Origin of the sequence: Polaribacter pacificus (assembly GCF_038024035.1) — a bacterium.
Classification (GTDB): Bacteria; Bacteroidota; Bacteroidia; order Flavobacteriales; family Flavobacteriaceae; genus Polaribacter; species Polaribacter pacificus.
Genome location: NZ_CP150664.1, coordinates 597,600 through 616,504, shown reverse-complemented (window position 1 = coordinate 616,504; position 18,905 = coordinate 597,600). Strand labels below are relative to the sequence as shown.

The 18,905-nt window shown below is 34.2% G+C and carries 11 protein-coding genes; 5 read left to right on the top strand and 6 right to left on the bottom strand.

Features of this window, described 5'->3' with window-relative positions; translation table 11 throughout:
• Positions 1–5: 5 nt before the first annotated feature.
• From WHC90_RS02710 to WHC90_RS02700, 3 genes are all read right to left on the bottom strand, one after another.
• Complete coding sequence (locus tag WHC90_RS02710; protein WP_188599532.1) at positions 6–4,466, bottom strand: GEVED domain-containing protein; 4,461 nt, start codon at positions 4,464–4,466, stop codon at positions 6–8.
• 158 nt (positions 4,467–4,624) lie between these two features.
• On the bottom strand, positions 4,625–10,189 hold the full coding sequence (locus WHC90_RS02705; RefSeq protein ID WP_188599533.1) for a choice-of-anchor L domain-containing protein: 5,565 nt from the start codon (positions 10,187–10,189) through the stop codon (positions 4,625–4,627).
• Positions 10,190–10,520: 331 nt separating this feature from the next.
• Positions 10,521–10,751, bottom strand: a complete 231-nt coding sequence (locus tag WHC90_RS02700; protein WP_188599534.1) for a hypothetical protein — start codon at positions 10,749–10,751, stop codon at positions 10,521–10,523.
• A 257-nt stretch (positions 10,752–11,008) separates the two neighbouring features.
• Between WHC90_RS02700 and WHC90_RS02695 the strand changes: the two genes are divergently transcribed.
• From WHC90_RS02695 to WHC90_RS02680, 4 genes are all read left to right on the top strand, one after another.
• Positions 11,009–13,816 carry a PAS domain-containing protein gene (locus tag WHC90_RS02695; protein WP_188599535.1) on the top strand — a complete coding sequence of 936 codons (2,808 nt, stop codon included), beginning with the start codon at positions 11,009–11,011 and terminating at the stop codon, positions 13,814–13,816.
• A complete protein-coding gene (locus tag WHC90_RS02690) occupies positions 13,800–13,970 on the top strand; it encodes an ATP-binding protein (protein WP_188599536.1) in 171 nt (56 codons plus the stop codon). Before WHC90_RS02695 ends, WHC90_RS02690 begins: the two co-directional genes overlap by 17 nt.
• Complete coding sequence (locus WHC90_RS02685; RefSeq protein WP_188599537.1) at positions 13,970–14,626, top strand: response regulator; 657 nt, start codon at positions 13,970–13,972, stop codon at positions 14,624–14,626. The genes WHC90_RS02690 and WHC90_RS02685 overlap by 1 nt, the downstream gene beginning before the upstream one ends.
• A 116-nt stretch (positions 14,627–14,742) precedes the next feature.
• A complete protein-coding gene (locus WHC90_RS02680; RefSeq protein WP_188599538.1) occupies positions 14,743–15,165 on the top strand; it encodes a response regulator in 423 nt (140 codons plus the stop codon).
• Between the two features lie 776 nt (positions 15,166–15,941).
• Here the strand turns inward: WHC90_RS02680 and mnmE are convergent.
• Entirely contained in the window at positions 15,942–17,336 is a 1,395-nt protein-coding gene (mnmE, locus tag WHC90_RS02675) for a tRNA uridine-5-carboxymethylaminomethyl(34) synthesis GTPase MnmE (RefSeq protein ID WP_188599539.1), read from the bottom strand.
• A 101-nt stretch (positions 17,337–17,437) separates the two neighbouring features.
• On the opposite strand from mnmE, the gene WHC90_RS02670 reads away from it, so the two are divergent.
• Positions 17,438–17,773 carry a DUF4870 domain-containing protein gene (locus tag WHC90_RS02670; RefSeq protein ID WP_188599540.1) on the top strand — a complete coding sequence of 112 codons (336 nt, stop codon included), beginning with the start codon at positions 17,438–17,440 and terminating at the stop codon, positions 17,771–17,773.
• On the opposite strand, the gene WHC90_RS02665 is transcribed toward WHC90_RS02670, so the two are convergent.
• Positions 17,770–18,207, bottom strand: a complete 438-nt coding sequence (locus WHC90_RS02665) for a DUF4268 domain-containing protein (protein ID WP_188599541.1) — start codon at positions 18,205–18,207, stop codon at positions 17,770–17,772. The two genes, WHC90_RS02670 and WHC90_RS02665, sit on opposite strands and share 4 nt — an antisense overlap.
• A 16-nt stretch (positions 18,208–18,223) precedes the next feature.
• Positions 18,224–18,805, bottom strand: coding sequence for a tRNA-(ms[2]io[6]A)-hydroxylase (locus WHC90_RS02660; protein WP_188599542.1), 582 nt, complete (start codon positions 18,803–18,805; stop codon positions 18,224–18,226).
• Between the last annotated feature and the right edge of the window lie 100 nt (positions 18,806–18,905).

Sequence of the window (18,905 nt, the reverse complement as noted above, 5' to 3'; positions counted from 1 at the left end):
GGGTATTAATACACGACTATTTTTTTAGAAAACTGTCCATTGCTTGACTGTAATTTTACAATGTAAATACTGGTTGGTAACTTTTGAATTTTGAATCGCTGTTCATCAGTTCCATCTTGAAGTTCCCATTGACTAACTTTTTGTCCTAAAATAGAATAGAGTTCAACCTTTTGTAATTGTGTGTTTCCTTTGTTTTTGATGACCAACTCTTTGCTAATTCCATCAAAGTATACCTGTGTATTGTTTTCTAAGTAAACATCTTCTACGTCAAGTGTTTTGTTTTTAAAAGTAATCACAAAACGATCTGTAAAGGTGCCTGCATTCAATTGAAATTTAGCCGGAGCTTCACTTAAGTTATAAAGCGTGTTGCTGAGTTTATCGTTAAGATAAATATCAAAATCTAAGTTTTCAAGTTCATCAATTTTAATAGTAATGTCTTTTAAAACATCTGTTGTGAGCTCTAAAGGTATTTCTAAATCTAAACTTACATCTTGAACACCAGCAATCACATAGTTTAAGTTGCTCTCAGGAAACTTCCAAGACATATCTGTTGTACTTAGATCATACATTTCACTATCATAGCCATTTTCATGGGCAAAACTATTTCCGCTTTTAAAAGAGATGGCTATTTGTCTATGGAATTTTAAATTGTTAGCAGTTAAATAATCCATGCCCAATTTTAATATTTTTAAGGGAGCGCCTCTATTTGATTTGGCTTGTTTTGCGGATATAGCTTTTGAGCTTCCTTTAAAGAAAAATGATTCGTCTCCTTTAATTACATTTTCACGCTGACTGTTTTTAAAACGAAGGGTACCGCCATCATCATCAGAGGCAATAAAGAAACCTTGTCCAACAGCGATGTATTCTTTAGGTGTATTATAAGAAAAATAAATATCAACAAAAATCTTATCAAAAGATGTTTTTACGGTGTCTTTAGATTTTAATAAAATATCTGAATTTTTAGGCACATTTACCAGTACATCAATAGTATCATAGGCGACAGTTTTAGGCAATGTAACCGTTTTTGCTAAACTATTGTTGATGTATATATCTATACCCTTGTCATTAAACAGGCTACTATACTCAATTCTTAATGTGTCTACAGCTTGGCTAATTCCAATTTGTTCAAAGGTTAAACTGTCATTAACTGCTTTAAAAACGACTGCGCCTAGTTCTTTTTTAGCATTACCTCCAAGCTCAGCGTCTTCTGCTTCAAATTTATTGGTAAACATATTTAAAGCCTCTTGCTCTGCTCCACTAGCAGGGACAGCTGCTGATAAATTAACCGTTGCATAACCGCCGACATATCCATCAGAAAAATGCCCTTCATCTCCAGAGGATTCTTTTTCTCCGGCTTGTTGCCAAAAATAAAGTGTTCCTGTGGTTGAAGAGAGATTGTCTCTAATAAATTTTTTGGCATCCATAGCAGAAGGATATGGGTTACCCACTAAGACATCAACTAAACCAGGTAAAGTATAGGTATAATCACCATCGTTTGGTTTGCCGGTAAAGGTGTAGTTTTGTTCACGACCCGGCCCTTTAAACAAATAGCCTTTTCCAGGTTTTATGGTTCCTGATTTTCCAACTTGTACAAATTTTTCATCAGCACTTCCAGCTGCGTTTTCGTCATAGATGTAAATCCAATGTTCTGCCAAACTAATCGCTTGGCTTGGAGAATTGTTGTAATTTCCGTTATAGCCTCCAATAAAATTAATGTTTTTTGGTACCGAAGTAGTAGAGGTAGGGATGGTTCCATCCTTAAAAACACTAAGTAAGTTGTAAGTGTTTGTTCCGCTAGTCACTACCGGAGAAGACATATAATTAAAACGGTAGACACTGGCGATATCTGAATCTTGATCTATATACATTAAACCACTACCGGTACCTATGGTAGAGGCCCCAGTATGGGTCATTACTAGCTGTGAATTACCTGATAGTCTTATTGATCCTCCAGATTTAATATTAATTTTATCTGTTACAAAGATGGGAGCATCAATCAAGGTTAGTGCGTTTCCTGATTCAATAACCAGTTCTCTTGCAGACAAGCTATAATTTTGTGAATAGTTCTCATTAATAACAACAGTCCTTGATCTATCCGGCACACCATTTGTCCAGGCGTTTCCACTTCTAATAGCCTCATTAGTTCTATGATAACCTAAAAGGACATTGCTGTTAGCGCTAGCGTTTAAAACATCTAATACAGTTGGGTCATGTGGATGTCTTTCTGGAGTGTCTGCATAAGGGTCTAGTAAATTATCTACAAAGGTAACCCACTCTGATGATGAGAAATTTTTATTGTAAGTAATTGCATTGTCTTTTCTAACAACGGATGTTTTATTTGCAAAGCCCGTAAAAACATCAAACCTGTTTTCCCAAGCAGTTGCATCGCTTTTTTTACTAATAATTAAAATGTCATTTGAGCTATCAAAAGCCGTCAGAGCACTACTTGTGTTTGCAGTTCCTTGAACATTGTTTAAGACAGAACTAGAATTCTTTATTAAAATGGATGCTTTTGGGCTTAAGGCACTAGGGATTGTATAGCTAGCTGTTGGTGTATTCCCTGTTTGGTCAAAAGCAGAAGTATTGTTAAAGAACCCCAAATGCAATGTATTAGCCGGAATCGTTACCGTTGAGTTGGTATTGGTAATTTCAATCCATTTTTCTGAGCCATACATATATACCTGTGTAATCATTGCAGATTCATATGCCGTGTTGTTTGCAGCTACCAGATAGACATCATAGTCTTCAATTTCTCCTGTTTGGTTGTTAAAATTACAGGCAGAAGAGGGAACTCCAGTATGTTTAACACCGACACGCATTCTGGTTTTACCCAAGGTTGCGGTTTGCGGGACTTGTATATTGCTAAGGGTTTCTACAATTGTTGTAGAAGTGCTTCCTGATGTTTTTTTGCTATAAATTTCTTCACCCGCATCATCAAAATCCCCATCATTATTAAAATCAAGCCAAACTTTTAAACCAGTGGTATTGTAGTCATCTCTTTTATAGGTGATGGTACCAGAAAAAGTTTCGCCAATCACCAAGTTGGTGGTTGGACTTGTGTAATAGCTGTACAAGGGTTCTGAAGATGTCGTCGTTTTATTAATGGTCCCTATACTTACATTAGAGATGTAATAATCGGTACTGTTGCTTAAATAAACTTGGCTATTACAATAAGCAACATCAATGGTGGTAAATGTTATTGAAGAAGAATACGCTGTACAACTAGCATCTATACTTACCTGAACCTCATATTGAATACCATCATCTAATCCTGTAATGTTTTTGGTTTTTGTTGTTGATGTAATTTCTGTCCAAGTGGAAGTACCAACTGGTCTGTATCGAATTCTATAGTCACCAGACTGCGTAGAACTCCAACTAAGTGTTGCTGAATTTTCTGAAACATTGCTAATGGCTAGCGAAGTAGGAGCTATAGGATTAATAATTTTTACTCTTTGTGTACTTGTAGTAGAGGTAGTGCCGTTATCAAAAGTCCATGTAATTAAATAACCGTCAGGGTCTGTTGATGGTGTTGAAAAACTTGTCTGATCAGTGGTTGTAGCGGTAATTATCTGACCACATTGATAGTTCATTTCTGGAGCTGCTGCAGTATAAGCACAGTAGGCCTCAATATCATTTAAATCTGGTGAATTAAACGTTCCGTCATAAGGCAAAATTGTTACATTAGTTATACAGCTTGCGCTCTTTCCATCAGAGTCTGTCACAGTTAAGGTTACTGGTAACGTATTGTTTAAATCACTACAAGAAAAAGTGCTTCTATCTATTGAATAATTTAAAGGAATCCCCTGGCTATCATCATAGGCATCCGTTGATCCATTGTCTATTTGATCAGCAGTGATCACAGCATTCCCTAAGATGTCTAAACGTACAGACAAACTACCAACACAATTTACTACAGGTGGTTCTGCTTTAGGTTTGATGGTAATTACATAATCTTCTGCTTCTCCATTTTGATAACTAAAATTACAAGCTGTAAAACCAGAACTTCTGTTGATTCCAACTCTCATTCTAGTAACTCCTTCACTGGCACTTTCAGGAATGACAATCTGAAAGGTATTTACAACACCAGAGCTACTGTTTGAACTTTTATAGGTAACGGGTGTAATAATTTCTTCTCCAGCATCATCAAAATCACCATCTCTATTATAATCTATCCAAACTTTTAGCGTTGCATTGTTGTAGTTGGTGTTTTGATAAGTTATAGAAAGAGCAAGTGTCTCTTTTTGTGTAATAAAGGTAGATGCATTGTTATAATAGGTGTATTGATTAGCTCCGCTGTTGCTGGAGTTGTTAATAGTACCAAAAGTGACATTGGTAATATTATATCCTGCATTTCCACCCATATTAGAAGGAGTACAATAGCTTTGGCCGCTAGCTTCATTATAAAGAAGCAGGCATAAGAATAGGTTTAGTATAATCAGTTTTAAATTTGAACTATTTAAAGGCATAATTATAAAAAGTTTAATCTTCTAATTGGGGATAATCACTAATAAAGATACAAAAATCACCATATGTTTTGTATCGATTAAGGGTATTTATTTAAAATTTTAACATTAAAAAGCACAACAAAACTTGTTGTGCTTTTTTTAATATGTTTAGTTTTATACTAGTGTACTATTATCTTCTTAGAGTACGTACCAGCTGCAGTTTCTACCTTAACAATGTATATTGATGTTGGCAGTTTTTTAAGCTGAACTCTAGTCTCTTTTACATTGTCTTTTTGTACCCAAGTTTGTACTTCTTTTCCTAACACTGAGAACAAGCTTATTTTTTTAGTTGCATGAATAGACGTGTTTTTTACAACCAACTCTTTAGAACTTGCATCAAAATACGTTTGAAGCTCATTATTGGTTAGCAACTCATCATCAACATCTAAAGATTTACCAAAACTCACATAAAAACGATCTAAATAAGTTCCTGGATCTAATTCTAAGTGAACAGGGTTAGACAAGTCATATACCTGACTGGTTTGTTTATCTGTTAAGTACAAGCTTCTATCAATATTGTTTTTCTCATCAACTTTAAGATTGATAGAACCGTTTTTCTTAATTTTGATTGCGATCGGGAACTCCAAATCATCTGTTATTTCTTGAATACCAGCTATAACAAATAGCTCACGAACATTTTCAAATTTAAAGAAGATATCTGTGTCTTCAACCTCAAAAGGAGAACTGTCATATCCAGCATCTAAGCCGGTTGAATTTCCACTTTTAAATGAAATAGCAATTTGTTTTTTAAAGACTACATTTTTGTCGTTGTAGTATTTAAGACCAAATTTTATCAACGGCAATGCATCACTTGCATTTTTAGAAAAAGCTCCTCTATAAAAATGTGATTGAGACCCTTCTGGGACATATTTTCTCATAGCATTACTGAAAGTAACTGTATTAGATCCTTGTATATTAGTTGCTTCTGCAAAGAATCCTTGACCAATAGCAATGTATCTTGGAGGCACAGTGTACTCTATTTCTTCTTCATCTACATCTAAGATTCCATCACCATCATCATCATCATCAGCTTCTTCACCAGTAATTCCATCACCGTCTAAATCGACACCTTCTGGTTCACCTTCATCAGGAATCCCATCATTGTCATCATCAATATCTACTGAGTTTTTTTCACCGTCACCGTCTGTGTCAGGGTCTGTAGTGTCAATATCTCCTGAAGGAGCTGTTCCAGCTACAGCTGCACTTAGATTGTAAGTTGCGTATCCACCTACATAAGCATCACTATTGTGACTATCTGCTCCTGCAGTAGAGATGTGCTCCCAGTAAAAGACGGTATTTAATATTCCATCATTTACACCAGTAAACAATCCGTTAGCATCTATAGCCGATGGATAAGGATTTCCAATTAAACTCATATGACCAGGAGAGATCGTAGTTGTTATAGTACCATCATTTGGTTTCCCTACATAGGTATAGTTTTGGTAAGAAGGACCTTTAAATAAATACCCTTCTGCTGGTTTTAAAGTTGAACTTTCAAGCTTTTCAATCCATCCATCATCTGTGATGTTGTTAAAGTATGACCAAATCCAATAGTTTGCAATAGTAATTGGTGAGGTAGTAGCATCAGCATCATAACTTGCTGCTGTATAGTTCATAGTAGGAGGGTTAGACGTTAATGAAGTTGGCGTAGTACCATCTTTCATTACAGATTTAACCGTATAGTTACTTTTACCTTGAGTTAATACAGGAGAACTAAAGTAGTTGTACTGATACATGGTAGGAGCAGATGCTTTTCTATCAATGTATAAGTTTCCAGAACCTGTTACTGTGCTGGCTCCAGTATGTGTTTGAATTAGCTGAGCACCGCCTATTAATCGAAGCTCTCCATCCATTTTTAATTGGTTGGCTATTTCTAAATTTATAAGATCACCCACAGCTAATTTAGACCCTGTGCTAATCCACACACAACCTACTTTTGCATTGGCTGTAAGAGTAGGGTGGTTGTTAGTCCCTTCTGCATCAATAATCATTAATTGTCCGTTGTCTACAAAATCTGTTGATGGAGCTCCTCCTGGACCATTACCACCAGACCAAGAACTAGTACTTCCTTTCCAAATAATACCGCTTGTTTCTGCAAACGTAAAGTATTTGGTTCCATCAAAATCAAAACTTGCTGTATAGCTTGTAACGCCATTAACAGTTTCTACTGCCAATGGAACAAATTGTACATTGGTCGTTAGTGCAGCGTCATCTGCAATTTTTAAAACTTTACTAAAAGTAGCATTGTTTAAATAAGTGTCAATAGTTGATTTACTTACTGCTAGCTTAGTTGTACCAACAGTTCCTGTTTCAACAATTTTCCATTTTCTGTTTAATTGTAAATCAGTTGCACACAATACTCCTGGTTGAGAAGTTGCTCCTAATGCAGTGCCATTATTACCCCAAACTAAGAAGTCCTTGTCTGTGGCAAAATTATTTGCATTAGTACCATTATTACTTGCAATAGTACCCAAGCCAATGGTGACTAATGAATTTGGATTGCTAGATTTTGATTGTTTTTGCACAAAACTTTGCGTATCATCTCTACCAATACCTGCTACATCATTATGGTAGCTGCTATTGGCTGTGTAATTCCACACCTTAGTAATACCATTAGAGAGGATATAATCTCCCTCTATTATAGAGCCATTATTGTTAGTCTTATCTAGGGTAAATCCATATTTTAAAGCCAAATAACTTTGTGTTTTTTGTTGTTCCAAAGCTGTTGGTACATCTGCAAACACAATGATTTCTGCAATTTCTCCATTTATAAACCTACCGCTAGTACTTGCGTCATAAGAGCCAATAAAGAAATCTTGAGCATCATTACTTAAAACGCTACTACCGTTATTGTCTGTACCTATTCTTAATCCGTTTCTATAAATTGCTTTTTTAGTACCAGAAGGGGTAGAGGTTCCTGTACTACTTCCTGCATTCCATAGGTAAAATTGACCCGTAGCTGCTCCCCAAGCTGGCTCTAGAGCGCCTTCTGAACCAAATTTAAAGGTAGCCTTTGATGATTGGTTAGGTGTTAAGAAATAAAATCTTGTAGCTCCACTTCCTTGAGATATGTTGTAAGTGTATCTATTTTCATTTGTTTTTGAAACTGAATAGACCCAAATATTGTTGTAGGTCGTATTATTACCTAAGATACCCCCATCAATGACCATATAATCATTACTTCCGTTAAATTCAAAGGTTGGGTTAAAGTTTAAGCCATTGTCTTTTTTTGAAGGTTGATTAGTAGCTGTAGCATTATGACCACTACCTGATTGATCTTGCCATAAGTTGGTGGCAGCGTCCTTATCTGCTCTTAACCATAATACGTTTCCAGAACCAAGTGTAACAGTTACTGTATCATCTCTCATATCAACATCTCCACCAGAGTTTCTATCAGAATCAGAATCTGGTAACTCGTTGGCTGGATCGTTAAAGATACCGTTTACATCACTGTAGTTTGTGGTGGTGAGTACAGCAGTGTCTAAACCATTGTCTGCAATGCTTCCGTTTAAAGTGATTCCTGCTTCTAAAGTATCGCTATTGCCGTCGTTGTCTGAGTCTAAATCTAGATAATCAACTTTATCTGTACCGTCTGAATTTACTGGGGTTAGTCCACCAGCGTAAACATCATTTACTCCATCATTATTAGCGTCTGTAAAGGTACCAGGAGCTATATACCCTAAGGTAGTTTGCGCTTCTACATTATCAGGAACTCCATCACCATCAGAGTCTAAATCTAAGTAATCGTAGATTCCGTCTCCATCCGTGTCTAAAGTTGCATTACAGCCTGAGTAACTAACTTGATTAAATGAGTAGCTAATAAAATCAACTTCTGCTCGGCCATTTCCACTTTCAACCAACATAGAAATTTTAATATGAGTTGCTGCTGTACCAGTTATAGTATATGAAAAGTCTCTCCAAACATTATCATCATTTAGGTCACCGGTAGAAACTGGATTTGATGTTACTGTACCATTGGCATTAGATTGCTCAAATTGTAAGGTCTTATCATTATTGTTGTTTTTATAAGCTCTTATGGTTATAACTGTTCCAACTGGCACTGTATTTCCAAATGAGACAACTAAAACATCACTAATGTTATCAAACTCTGCACCATCGTTGTTTTGAGTATAAATTCTTTCTGGTCTATTTACATTGTTATTATAGGTTAATAAGCCAGCACTGTTTGAACTACCAGAAATAGTAGTATTAGTCACTGTACAATTTTGTTCAATAGCATCTAAAATTCCGTCATTATCATCATCCAAATCTGCATCGTCTAAAATACCATCACCATCATTATCACCAAGGGTTACTGCATCTCTAAAATCTACATCGCCACCAGTACCTAAATCACTATCTGCATCTGGTAGGGTGTTTGGGTTGTTTAATGTTCCGTTTACATCTAGATAATCATCAACATTTTCATAGGCATTGTCTAAACCATTACCACCTCCGTTACCAGAAAGTGTTAGGCCGGCCTCTACAGTATCAGATGTACCATCACCATCAGAATCAGTATCTAAAAAGTCAGGACCACCAGTACCATCAGTATCTACAGGTGTTAAGCCTGTTCCGTAAGCGGTGTTTACACCTTCTAGTGTATAAGTTGCTGCCGGGGCAATATAACCATTGGTGCTTTGCGCTTCAACATTGTCAGGGATTCCATCACCATCAGAATCCAAATCTAAGAAATTTGGGATTCCATCACCATCAGTATCAGTTGGGTCAGTTAAAGGGTTATCGTCACCATCTGTATTTAAATCTTCTACAGAATCAAGGATTCCGTCATTGTCATCATCTAAATCTGCATCGTTGGCAATTCCATCATCATCATCATCAGGAAACCCACTAATTAAGTTAATTAAAATAGCAGAATCATATCCACCATCAGAAGAATCCGCAATGGCTAATTTTACATGGTAGGTAGTTCCAGGGATCAAATTGGTTGCAGATGCTCTAATTTTTTTAGTCATTCCATCATATTCAACATTCACAGCACCTCCGCTGTTTGTTATAAACTGATCTGACTGTGTTAAATCTATACAACTATTTGAGTTACCATTTGATCCTCTTGTACCATTATTAATAGAGTTGATAGATACTCCATTGTTGGTACCAGGAACTTTTGCAATGTTTGAATATCCTGTATATGGAGCAGTGGTATCTGAAGTTACAAAATATCCAAAGACATCATTAAAACTAGAACATACATATTCATTGTACTCTTCTGACATAAATTGATAGTCAATAGTTAAAACAGTTGCCAAAGCATCCAAGCTAACATCAAATTCTAGAATAACCACATCACGAGTTGCTTGAGCATAAATTGCCTTTAGCTCATTGTCATCATAAGTAGTGCCTGGACCAAGTGAACTACTACCAGAACTATTGCTAGTAAAAGATTCTGTAACGGTCCCTGTAGTCATGATGATACCACCATCAATTTGAAGGTTAGAATCTTTTCCTTTTGCAAAAGTTCCTACTTGATTAGAGGCGCCAGATGTAATCTGCAGGTTACTAATCGTAATTCCTGGTCCTTCTAATTGAGATTTTAGTTCTGTAAGCCCAGCACCTTCTACATAGGTAGTTTGGCTATATGCCTGCGTTAAAGATAAAAAAGCAATTAAAACAAATGCTTTAGCATAACGCAAAGGTGTTGTAAAAAAAGTAATATTCCTCATTTTCTAATTTTCTAAAAATAATAAATTGTAACACTAAAAATTTCATTGGGGAATAATATTGCAAAATTAATCAATTTACAGCAGATTAAAAAAATAAACTGCATTTAATTAAGGAGTTAGCCTATTTTATTGGTTTTAGGTATGTTAAAAGACCTAGTGTCAATAAAAATAAGCAAACTATTGTTCTGGAGGAGAATGATTTTTGCAAGCTTTTCCAATGGTTTAAACTTGCATTTTAGCAGGGGTTATTAACAATCAATACGTTATTTATTATTGATAAATAACAATGTAAATTTAAGTGTATTGTTATAAAATAATACAGATAAATTGCTTAGGCAGTTAACCTTCCTTTTAGCCTTTTTTCTAGTTTAACTTTAATTGCAGAAATACGTTTCATTAAATCCATTAACTCTGCGTCGTTAGTCTCTTTATAAAATTGATTGATTCCTAATACAATTTCTTTGGCCTTCTTTGAGGCTATTATTTTTTCATTTCTGGTTTTAAAGGTTTTATAATCTCTTTCAAGCTCTTGAGCTTCTTCAATTAATTCTCCGATTGTCATTTTAGCAAATTTTATAGATTAACAAATCTTATTTAACAGTAAGCCACACCTTCCTCTTGTTATGAATTAGGGAGAAGTGTTAATTTTGAAATATAAGAAAAATATTTAAACTGCGCAAGTGTAAATAAGATTAAATTTATATTTTTTTTAATCAGAAAACTACGGTGTTTAAAACCAATAGTTTAGGATAATTTTACAAACAAGGCAGTTAGCTTCTGTTTTTTTTGTATTTTTAAAATTCCCATTTAGCTCCTTGCATGAAAAAATATATAAAGAAGTCCACTAAGTTTATTGTCATTGGATATTTTATTATTAGTTGTTTGTATATTGTAATTTCTGATTGGATTTTACAGTATTATTATCAAGAGAATATCTTAGTAGCCCAGTGGCAAGAAATTCAATCTTATATAGGAGTTGGGTTTGTATTCATTACAGCGACAGCACTTTTTTTTATCTTAAAACGAAGGGATTCTTTGGTAGAAAAGCAGCTTAAAAAGCTCAAGGAGAATGAAAACAGTTATTACAGTTTGTTTAATAATATGTCTCATGGAATAGCTTATGCAAATCCAGAAGGAATAATTACTTCCGTTAATCAAGCCTCTTTAAATATTTTAGGTGTTACAGAAGCCGAGATGGTTGGCAGTTCTGTTAACTCGGATGAATGGAAACCTGTTTATGAAGACAATTCTGGTCTCTCACCAGAAGATCATCCTGGATTTGAAGCAATTAAAACTGGTAAGCCTGTACATAATAGGATTTTGGGAGCGCTTAATCAAGAGACAAACACCTATACATGGTTGAGTTTAAATTCTATACCAGAATTTAAACCAGGAGAAAGCAAGCCATTTAGGGTATGTATTATTTTTACAGATATTTCTCAATTAAAAAATTCTCAAGATGAACTTAAACTTTCTCAAAAAGTTTTAAAAGAATCCTTGAAAAAGGTAGAAATGAGTGAGTTTCTATTAAACGAAGCTAGTAAGATTTCTAAAATTGGGGCCTATGAATATCAAAATGATGGTGATCAATGGTTTTTCTCAGATCAGGTTTATAAAATTTTCGGTTTGCCCAAATCTAATCCACCTCCTTTAAAAGAGCTCTCAAATATCATTACTGTAGAAACCAATAAAAGATTAATAGAAGCTTCAGAAAAATGTATGAAGCAAGGTGTTCCATTTGATATTGAGTTTGAATTGATCCAAGAAATTACAACCTGGGTGCGAGTAATGACAATACCCATCTATAATGATGATAAAGAAATTATTGGTAGGAGAGGTGTGGTTCAAGACATTACAGATTTAAAATTGTTTGAAAATGAGCTCAAAAAATCAAAAGAAGAACTGGAGGTTAATCTAACGACTGTACAAAGAAGTGAGTTTTTATTAAGAGAGGCTGGTAAACTAGCAAAGATTGGTGCTTATGAACTAAATGGTGAAACCAATAAATTGTATTGGTCAGATCAAATGTTTGAAATTCTTGGGTATGATGGGCAAAAAGCTCCAAATTTAGAAGAGTTGATGGTGCTCTTAACAGAAAAATCAAAAGAGAAAATGAATAAAGCTTCTTTTGAATTAGTATCTAAAGGCATTCCGTTTGAATTAGAACTCGAGCTGATTAATTTTAAGAAAAACCATCTGTGGGTTCGAATTATAGCTGAGCCAATTTTTAATAATGAGCAAAACGTTATTGGTAGAAGAGGTGTGTTGCAGGATATTAGTAACTTAAAAAAATCACAATTTGAACTAGAAATTTCTAAAAAGAATATCCAGGCTTCCTTAGAATTGTTAGAGAAGAGTGAACTTTCATTAAGGCAGGCAGGATTAATGGCAAAAGTTGGCTATTGGGAGCACGATGCAATCACTGACAAAGTTACTTGGTCAGATGTTGTTTATCAAATCTACGGAACCACACCAGAAAATGGTGCTCCAGACTTAGAAACCATACTTACTATTTTTGATGAAGAATCTATGGAGAGGCTAAGTAAAGCTGCTCATGATTGTATCACAAAAGGAATTCCGTATGATTTAGAATTGCAGCTAGTCAACTTAAAGAATGAAAAATTGTGGATTAGAAACATGGGAAAAGCCATCTACAATGATCAAGGTGAGTTTATTGGCAGAAGAGGTGTTCTACAAGATATTACAGAGCATAAAACAAATCTAGAGCTGGCCCAAAAATCAGAGGATATGTATCGATTGTTGGCTGACAATACGAGTGATTTAATTTGTCTACACAACCCAGATACTTCATTTAGGTATTTAAGTCCATCCTTAAGTTATTTGATGGGCTATGATCAAATTGATCTAATTGATAAAAAAATAGATGTGGTTGTTCATCCAGAAGACTTGCATATTTTAGTAGATGCTTTTGGTGATATGGTTAAAAACGGCACTAAAGTAGGTGCTCTGAGTTATAGAGTAAGACATAAATCTGGTAATTATATATGGTTTGAGTCTTTAGGAAATCCTATTTTTAAAGAAGGCGTTGTGGTTGCTTTTGCAACAACCAGTAGAGATATTAGCCAATGGATGTCAGCAAAAAAAGTGATTGAAGATTACCAACTGTCACTACAAAAATTAACGACAGAAATTTCATTAATAGAAGAAAATCAGAAAAAACAAATTGCAGCTAATATTCACGACCATCTAAGTCAATCTTTGGTTATCTCGAAAATGAGAATAACTGAATTAGAAAAAAGACCAGGGTTAGAAAGCATTCATCAAGATTTAGAATTTGTAAAAAACCATATTTCTGAGGCTCTTGACAATAGTCGTAAAATTACGTACGAGCTCTCGCCTCCTGTATTGTATCAGTTAGGGATTATTGATACCTTGTATTGGTACACTGATGAAATTGAAGAAAAATACAATATTAAAGTTAAGTTTCACAGCAATGTATCATCAATAAAACTAAGTGATATTAATGCAATTTTAATTTTTAGATGTATACAAGAGGTGGTAACCAACACTATAAAATATGCAAATGCATCTTTGGTTACTATAGATTTTGACAAAGATAAAACTGGTGTTTCTATCAATATAATGGACAATGGGGGGGGGCTTTGAAACCAAAAAACTGCAAAACCCAAGCAATCACACCAATTCTGGATTTGGTTTGTTTGCAGTAAAAGAAAGAATTCAGAACATGAATGGTAAATTTAGCATTGTATCAGAAATTAATGTTGGGACAACTGTAAACTTTTTTGTACCTTTATCTTAATGAGTTTTGGAAAAGAAATAAAAATATTATTAGTTGATGATCATCAAATGCTTCGCGATGGGCTAAGAAGTCTTATTGAGCAGAAGAGTCATTTAAATATAGTTGGAGAGGCTTCTGATGGTAGAGAAGCTATAAAAAAATGCGTAAAACTAAACCCTGATGTGGTTGTTATGGATGTGGCAATGTCTGGATTAAATGGTATTGAATCTGCAAAACAGATTTGCAAGTCACACCCCTCAATTAAAATTATTGGTCTTTCTATGCATGCCAACAAACAGTATATCCAGAGCATGTTTAATGCGGGTGCCTATGGTTATTTATTAAAAGATGGTGACGCTAGTGAGTTGATAACAGCTATTGATAGTGTTATGCGAAACAAAAAGTACTTGTCCAAAAACATCAATCAAGAATTTTTATCCTTATTAAAAGAATCAGATGGCTTGGATGACAAAAATCTAAGTTCTAGAGAGACGGAAGTTTTGCAACTGCTTGCAGAAGGAAAATCTTCAAAAGAAATAGGGGAGTTGTTGTTTTTAAGTTCAAAGACAGTTGATGTTCACAGAAACAACATCATGAAAAAGCTAGACCTTTTTACCATTCCAGAGTTAACCAAGTATGCCATTCGTGAAGGCTTAACATCCTTAGAAGACTTTTAGTTTTTTGTTTGATTTTCAGATAAATAAGTTAAACAATTAAGCATATTGCTTATTTTTTACTCAATTCTTATTGCCTAGCTTTACCTCAGTATTTTAACAGCTTAAAATTTAATTTTTTGCAAACAAACAACAACAACAACAACAACAACAACAATAATATCATCAGCAACCTTTTGATTGTAGAAGATGATAGTAGAATCCGTGAAAAACTATTTTCTAGGATTAAGAAAATACCTTCTGTTTCAACTATTCATTTGGCCAGTACCTTAAAGGAAGCTACAGATGTCATTGAAAAAGTTTATTCAGAAATTATTGTTTTGGATTTAAACCTACCTGATGGAAATGGCATCCAGCTACTTCGATGGATCAGAGAAAAGAATATCAACTCTCGAATTCTGATTTTCTCAATAAACAAAGAATTAAAAAATTTGTGTTTAAAAAATGGAGCTTGTGCTTTTTTCGACAAATCAAGAGATTTTGATTTGTTAATGAAAACTATTGAGAATTTTGAATTAAATTCTGCATTGTCTCCTTGCTAAAAAAAAAGAACACCACTGTTTAATGTATTTCGTTCCTTTTTTTAGTCTATCTATGTTATAGAAACTTCCTAAAATTCATTTACCTGTCTTACTGATAAAACATTTTATAAAACGCTTATCTTTTAGTGATTTTAATAATCTGATATAGATATTTTTCTTAAAAAAACAAAAAGCTAAACCTAGGGGGAAGTTTAGCTTTTGATTAAATACTTTAGGGGATTAAAAAGTTTATTGGGGGATTAATTTTTTTATAAAGATATATCCAATTGGTTAACCAGACAATAAGCAATATTCTTAATTCGTTTTTTTTATCCTTTCTACCCCAACTTTTAAAAGTATAGGATACTAATACTTATGTAAGGTATTTTTTTATCAGAACTTCTTAAAAAACAAAAAGCTAAACTTGGGGGGAAGTTTAGCTTTTGGTTAAATAAAATGGATTAAATAATTTAAGGGGGATTAAATGATTTAAAAGGGGGATTAATTTTTTATAAAGGTATATTTAATTGGTTTACAATATAATAAGCAATTTCCTTAATTAGTAGTTAACTAAATACTTAATAATCTACTTGTGTAAATGTAGACCTGTTTTACAAAGTAGCCAATAGGTAATTTCCTTAAAGTTGTTTATTAAATTTTTTTAAGCTTCCACAACCTTTAAGCTAAAGCATAACTTTCTCAAGGAACCCTTTATTTAATGAAAGAAAGACTCTCTTTTGTTTTTAATTAATTGTTTTAAAGAGTTACAATTATTTACAGGAGTTAAACAGCTATACTTATTTACCGATACAAAAATTTGAGAATATATGACCTAAGATGTCTTTGTCTACGTCGTATTCACCAGTAATGTTTCCGAGATGACGTAAACATTCTCTAATATCGATAGAAAACAAATCGGTAGAAATACCCAAATCAATACCTTCTTGTACAGATCTTATGGCAACCAGCGCATTGTTTAAGGCTTCAAAATGTCGAGAGTTGGTAACGATGGTTTCATTATTGCTTAATGCACCAGTGTTTACCAATGAGGTTAAGGCTGATTTTAATTCATCAACACCAGTTTTTTGTTTTGCAGAAAGTAAAATTACATCTTCTATTTCTGATTCTAAAACAGCAGCATCATGACAAGAGAGTGTGTCAACTTTATTGGCAATAACCAGTAAACGTTTGCTAGGAAAGCGCTCTTTAATGGTGTTAATTTCTTGTATTATAATATCACTTACTTCTGAAAATTTATTAGCATCGATTAAGTAAATAATCAACTGCGCGTTTGCTGCTTTTTCATAGGTTTTTTTAATCCCGATGCTCTCTACCACATCTGTGGTATCTCTAATACCAGCTGTATCAATAAAGCGAAAAGCGACACCTTCTATAATAATTTCGTCTTCAATGGCATCCCGAGTAGTACCTGCAATATCAGAAACAATGGCTTTTTCTTCGTTTAAAAGTGTGTTTAATAAGGTTGATTTCCCAACATTTGGCTCACCTATAATGGCAACGGGAATACCGTTTTTCATAGCATTTCCAAAAGCAAAAGAATCAATCAAGCGCTTTAAGACTGTAGTGATTTTTGAAACCAACTCTTTAAATTTGGTGCGATCGGCAAACTCAACATCCTCACCAGAAAAATCTAGTTCCAATTCAATTAGCGCGGCAAAATCTAACAGTTGAGCACGCAGTTCTTTTAATTCATTGGTAATCCCACCGCGCATCTGTTGGATGGCCATTTGATGGCTAGCAGCCGAATTTGATGCAATTACATCTGCAACGGCTTCGGCCTGGCTCAGGTCCATTTTTCCATTTAAAAAGGCTCTCATGGTAAACTCACCATTGTCTGCCATTCTACAGCCTTTTTGCAAAAATAATTGAATAATCTCTTGCTGAATAAACAAAGAACCGTGGCAAGAAATTTCTACAACATTTTCTCCGGTATATGAGTTTGGGTTTTTAAAAACAGTCACCAAAACTTCATCCAAAACAAGCCCGTTATTTACAATATGTCCTAAATGAACACTATGTGATTTTTGAGTAGATAAACGCTTGTTTTTACGTACAGAACTAAAATTTGCATCAACTAATTTGATGGCATCTTCTCCTGAAAGACGAATAACAGCAATAGCTCCTACACCAGAAGGTGTGGCTAAAGCAATGATGGTGTCGTTTTGAATCATGCTGCAAATATACGGAGTTAAATTAGGAACAAAAACAAACTATTTGTAACAAATACATGATTTTATTGTCTTATAATTGTAACTATAAAAAATCGACACCCATGAAAGAAAACAAACAATTACTCGTACTCACACATTTAAGTCAATTATTAGATTTTGTTTCAGGAATCGGTGGCTTTGTGGTGCCTTTAATTTTGTGGCTCTTAAAAAAGGATGAGGTTGTTGGTATGGATGAGCACGGTAAAGCTATTTTAAACTTTAGGGTTACGATGTTTATCTTTATTTTAATTTGTATTCCGTTTATCCTATTCTGTGGTTTAGGAATCGCTGGATTGATAGTTATAAGTGTTTTTTACTTGGTTTTTCCAATATTAAATGCCATTAGAGCAAATAACAATCAGCCACCAAGTTATCCGTTTAGCTTTAAAATTTTTTAACGGATTGCCTGTTTAATATGGTCTTCATATTCATAAAAGAAAAACTCAAAAAGATTCATTTTTTCTACAAAAAACTCAAAACAAGCCTGCCAAGTATTCTTGTTGTGGATGCTAAATTTCTGATCAAACGGAATATAGATTCTGTGGATGATTTTGCCGTTCTCTAGCTCATAAGTATCATCAAAAATGACCTCTGGGACATCTTGCTCTAACAAGGACCTTAAGGATAACAGTTGGTCATACAAAAGTTCATTGGTAATTTCATCAGAGTGTTCGATGTCTAAACAAACCGCTGCCTGTTTTTTGTTGGCCAAAAACTTAAAAGAAAAACCTTTAATTTGTGTGTTGTACAGTAGCCATTTTCTGGGAAATGATTTCCCAAAACTGGTCCAAAATTCTTTGCGGAGTTGAGCGGCTTCTTCTTTAGTAAACATTAAGATCAATTATCAATTATCCATGAATTTTTGCTTCAGAACCTCTACTTTTCATCATCTCTGCTTCAAAAGCCAGTAGGGCATTCCATTTTTCATTGACAATTTCACGGTCTTGATACTCACGAGCAAAACCTAAAAAAACAGTATAATGATTGGCTTCTGAGATCATTAAATCCTTATAAAACTTAGACAGTTCAGTGTCTTCCATATTTTCTGAAAAGACTTTAAATCGCTCGCAACTTCTGGCTTCAATTAAGGCAGCAACCAACAAGCGTTGAATTAGGGCTTCGTTTCTGTCTTTGGTTTTAGGAAAGAATTTTTGCAACTGAATGGCATAATCGTTTTTTTGTTCTCTTCCTAGTACCATGCCCCGTTTTACCATAAAATCATGGACCATTTTAAAATGCTGCATTTCTTCTATGGCAATAGCACTCATGGCTTCGACAAGCTTCGTTTCTTCTGAGTAATTGATAATCAAAGAAACTGCGTTAGAAGCAGCTTTTTGCTCTAAAAAAGCGTGATCTGTAAGAATTTGTTGTAAATTATTTTTGGCGATATCGGCCCAATTGGTCTCAGTTTCAAATTGTAATCCTAGCATAATAAATGGCTCTAAATAGAAAAATCAAAATTAAGGATAAAATCATTGAAGTATATGGCTGTTTTATGGTTTTTTTTATAACTTCACGACCGAACAATAA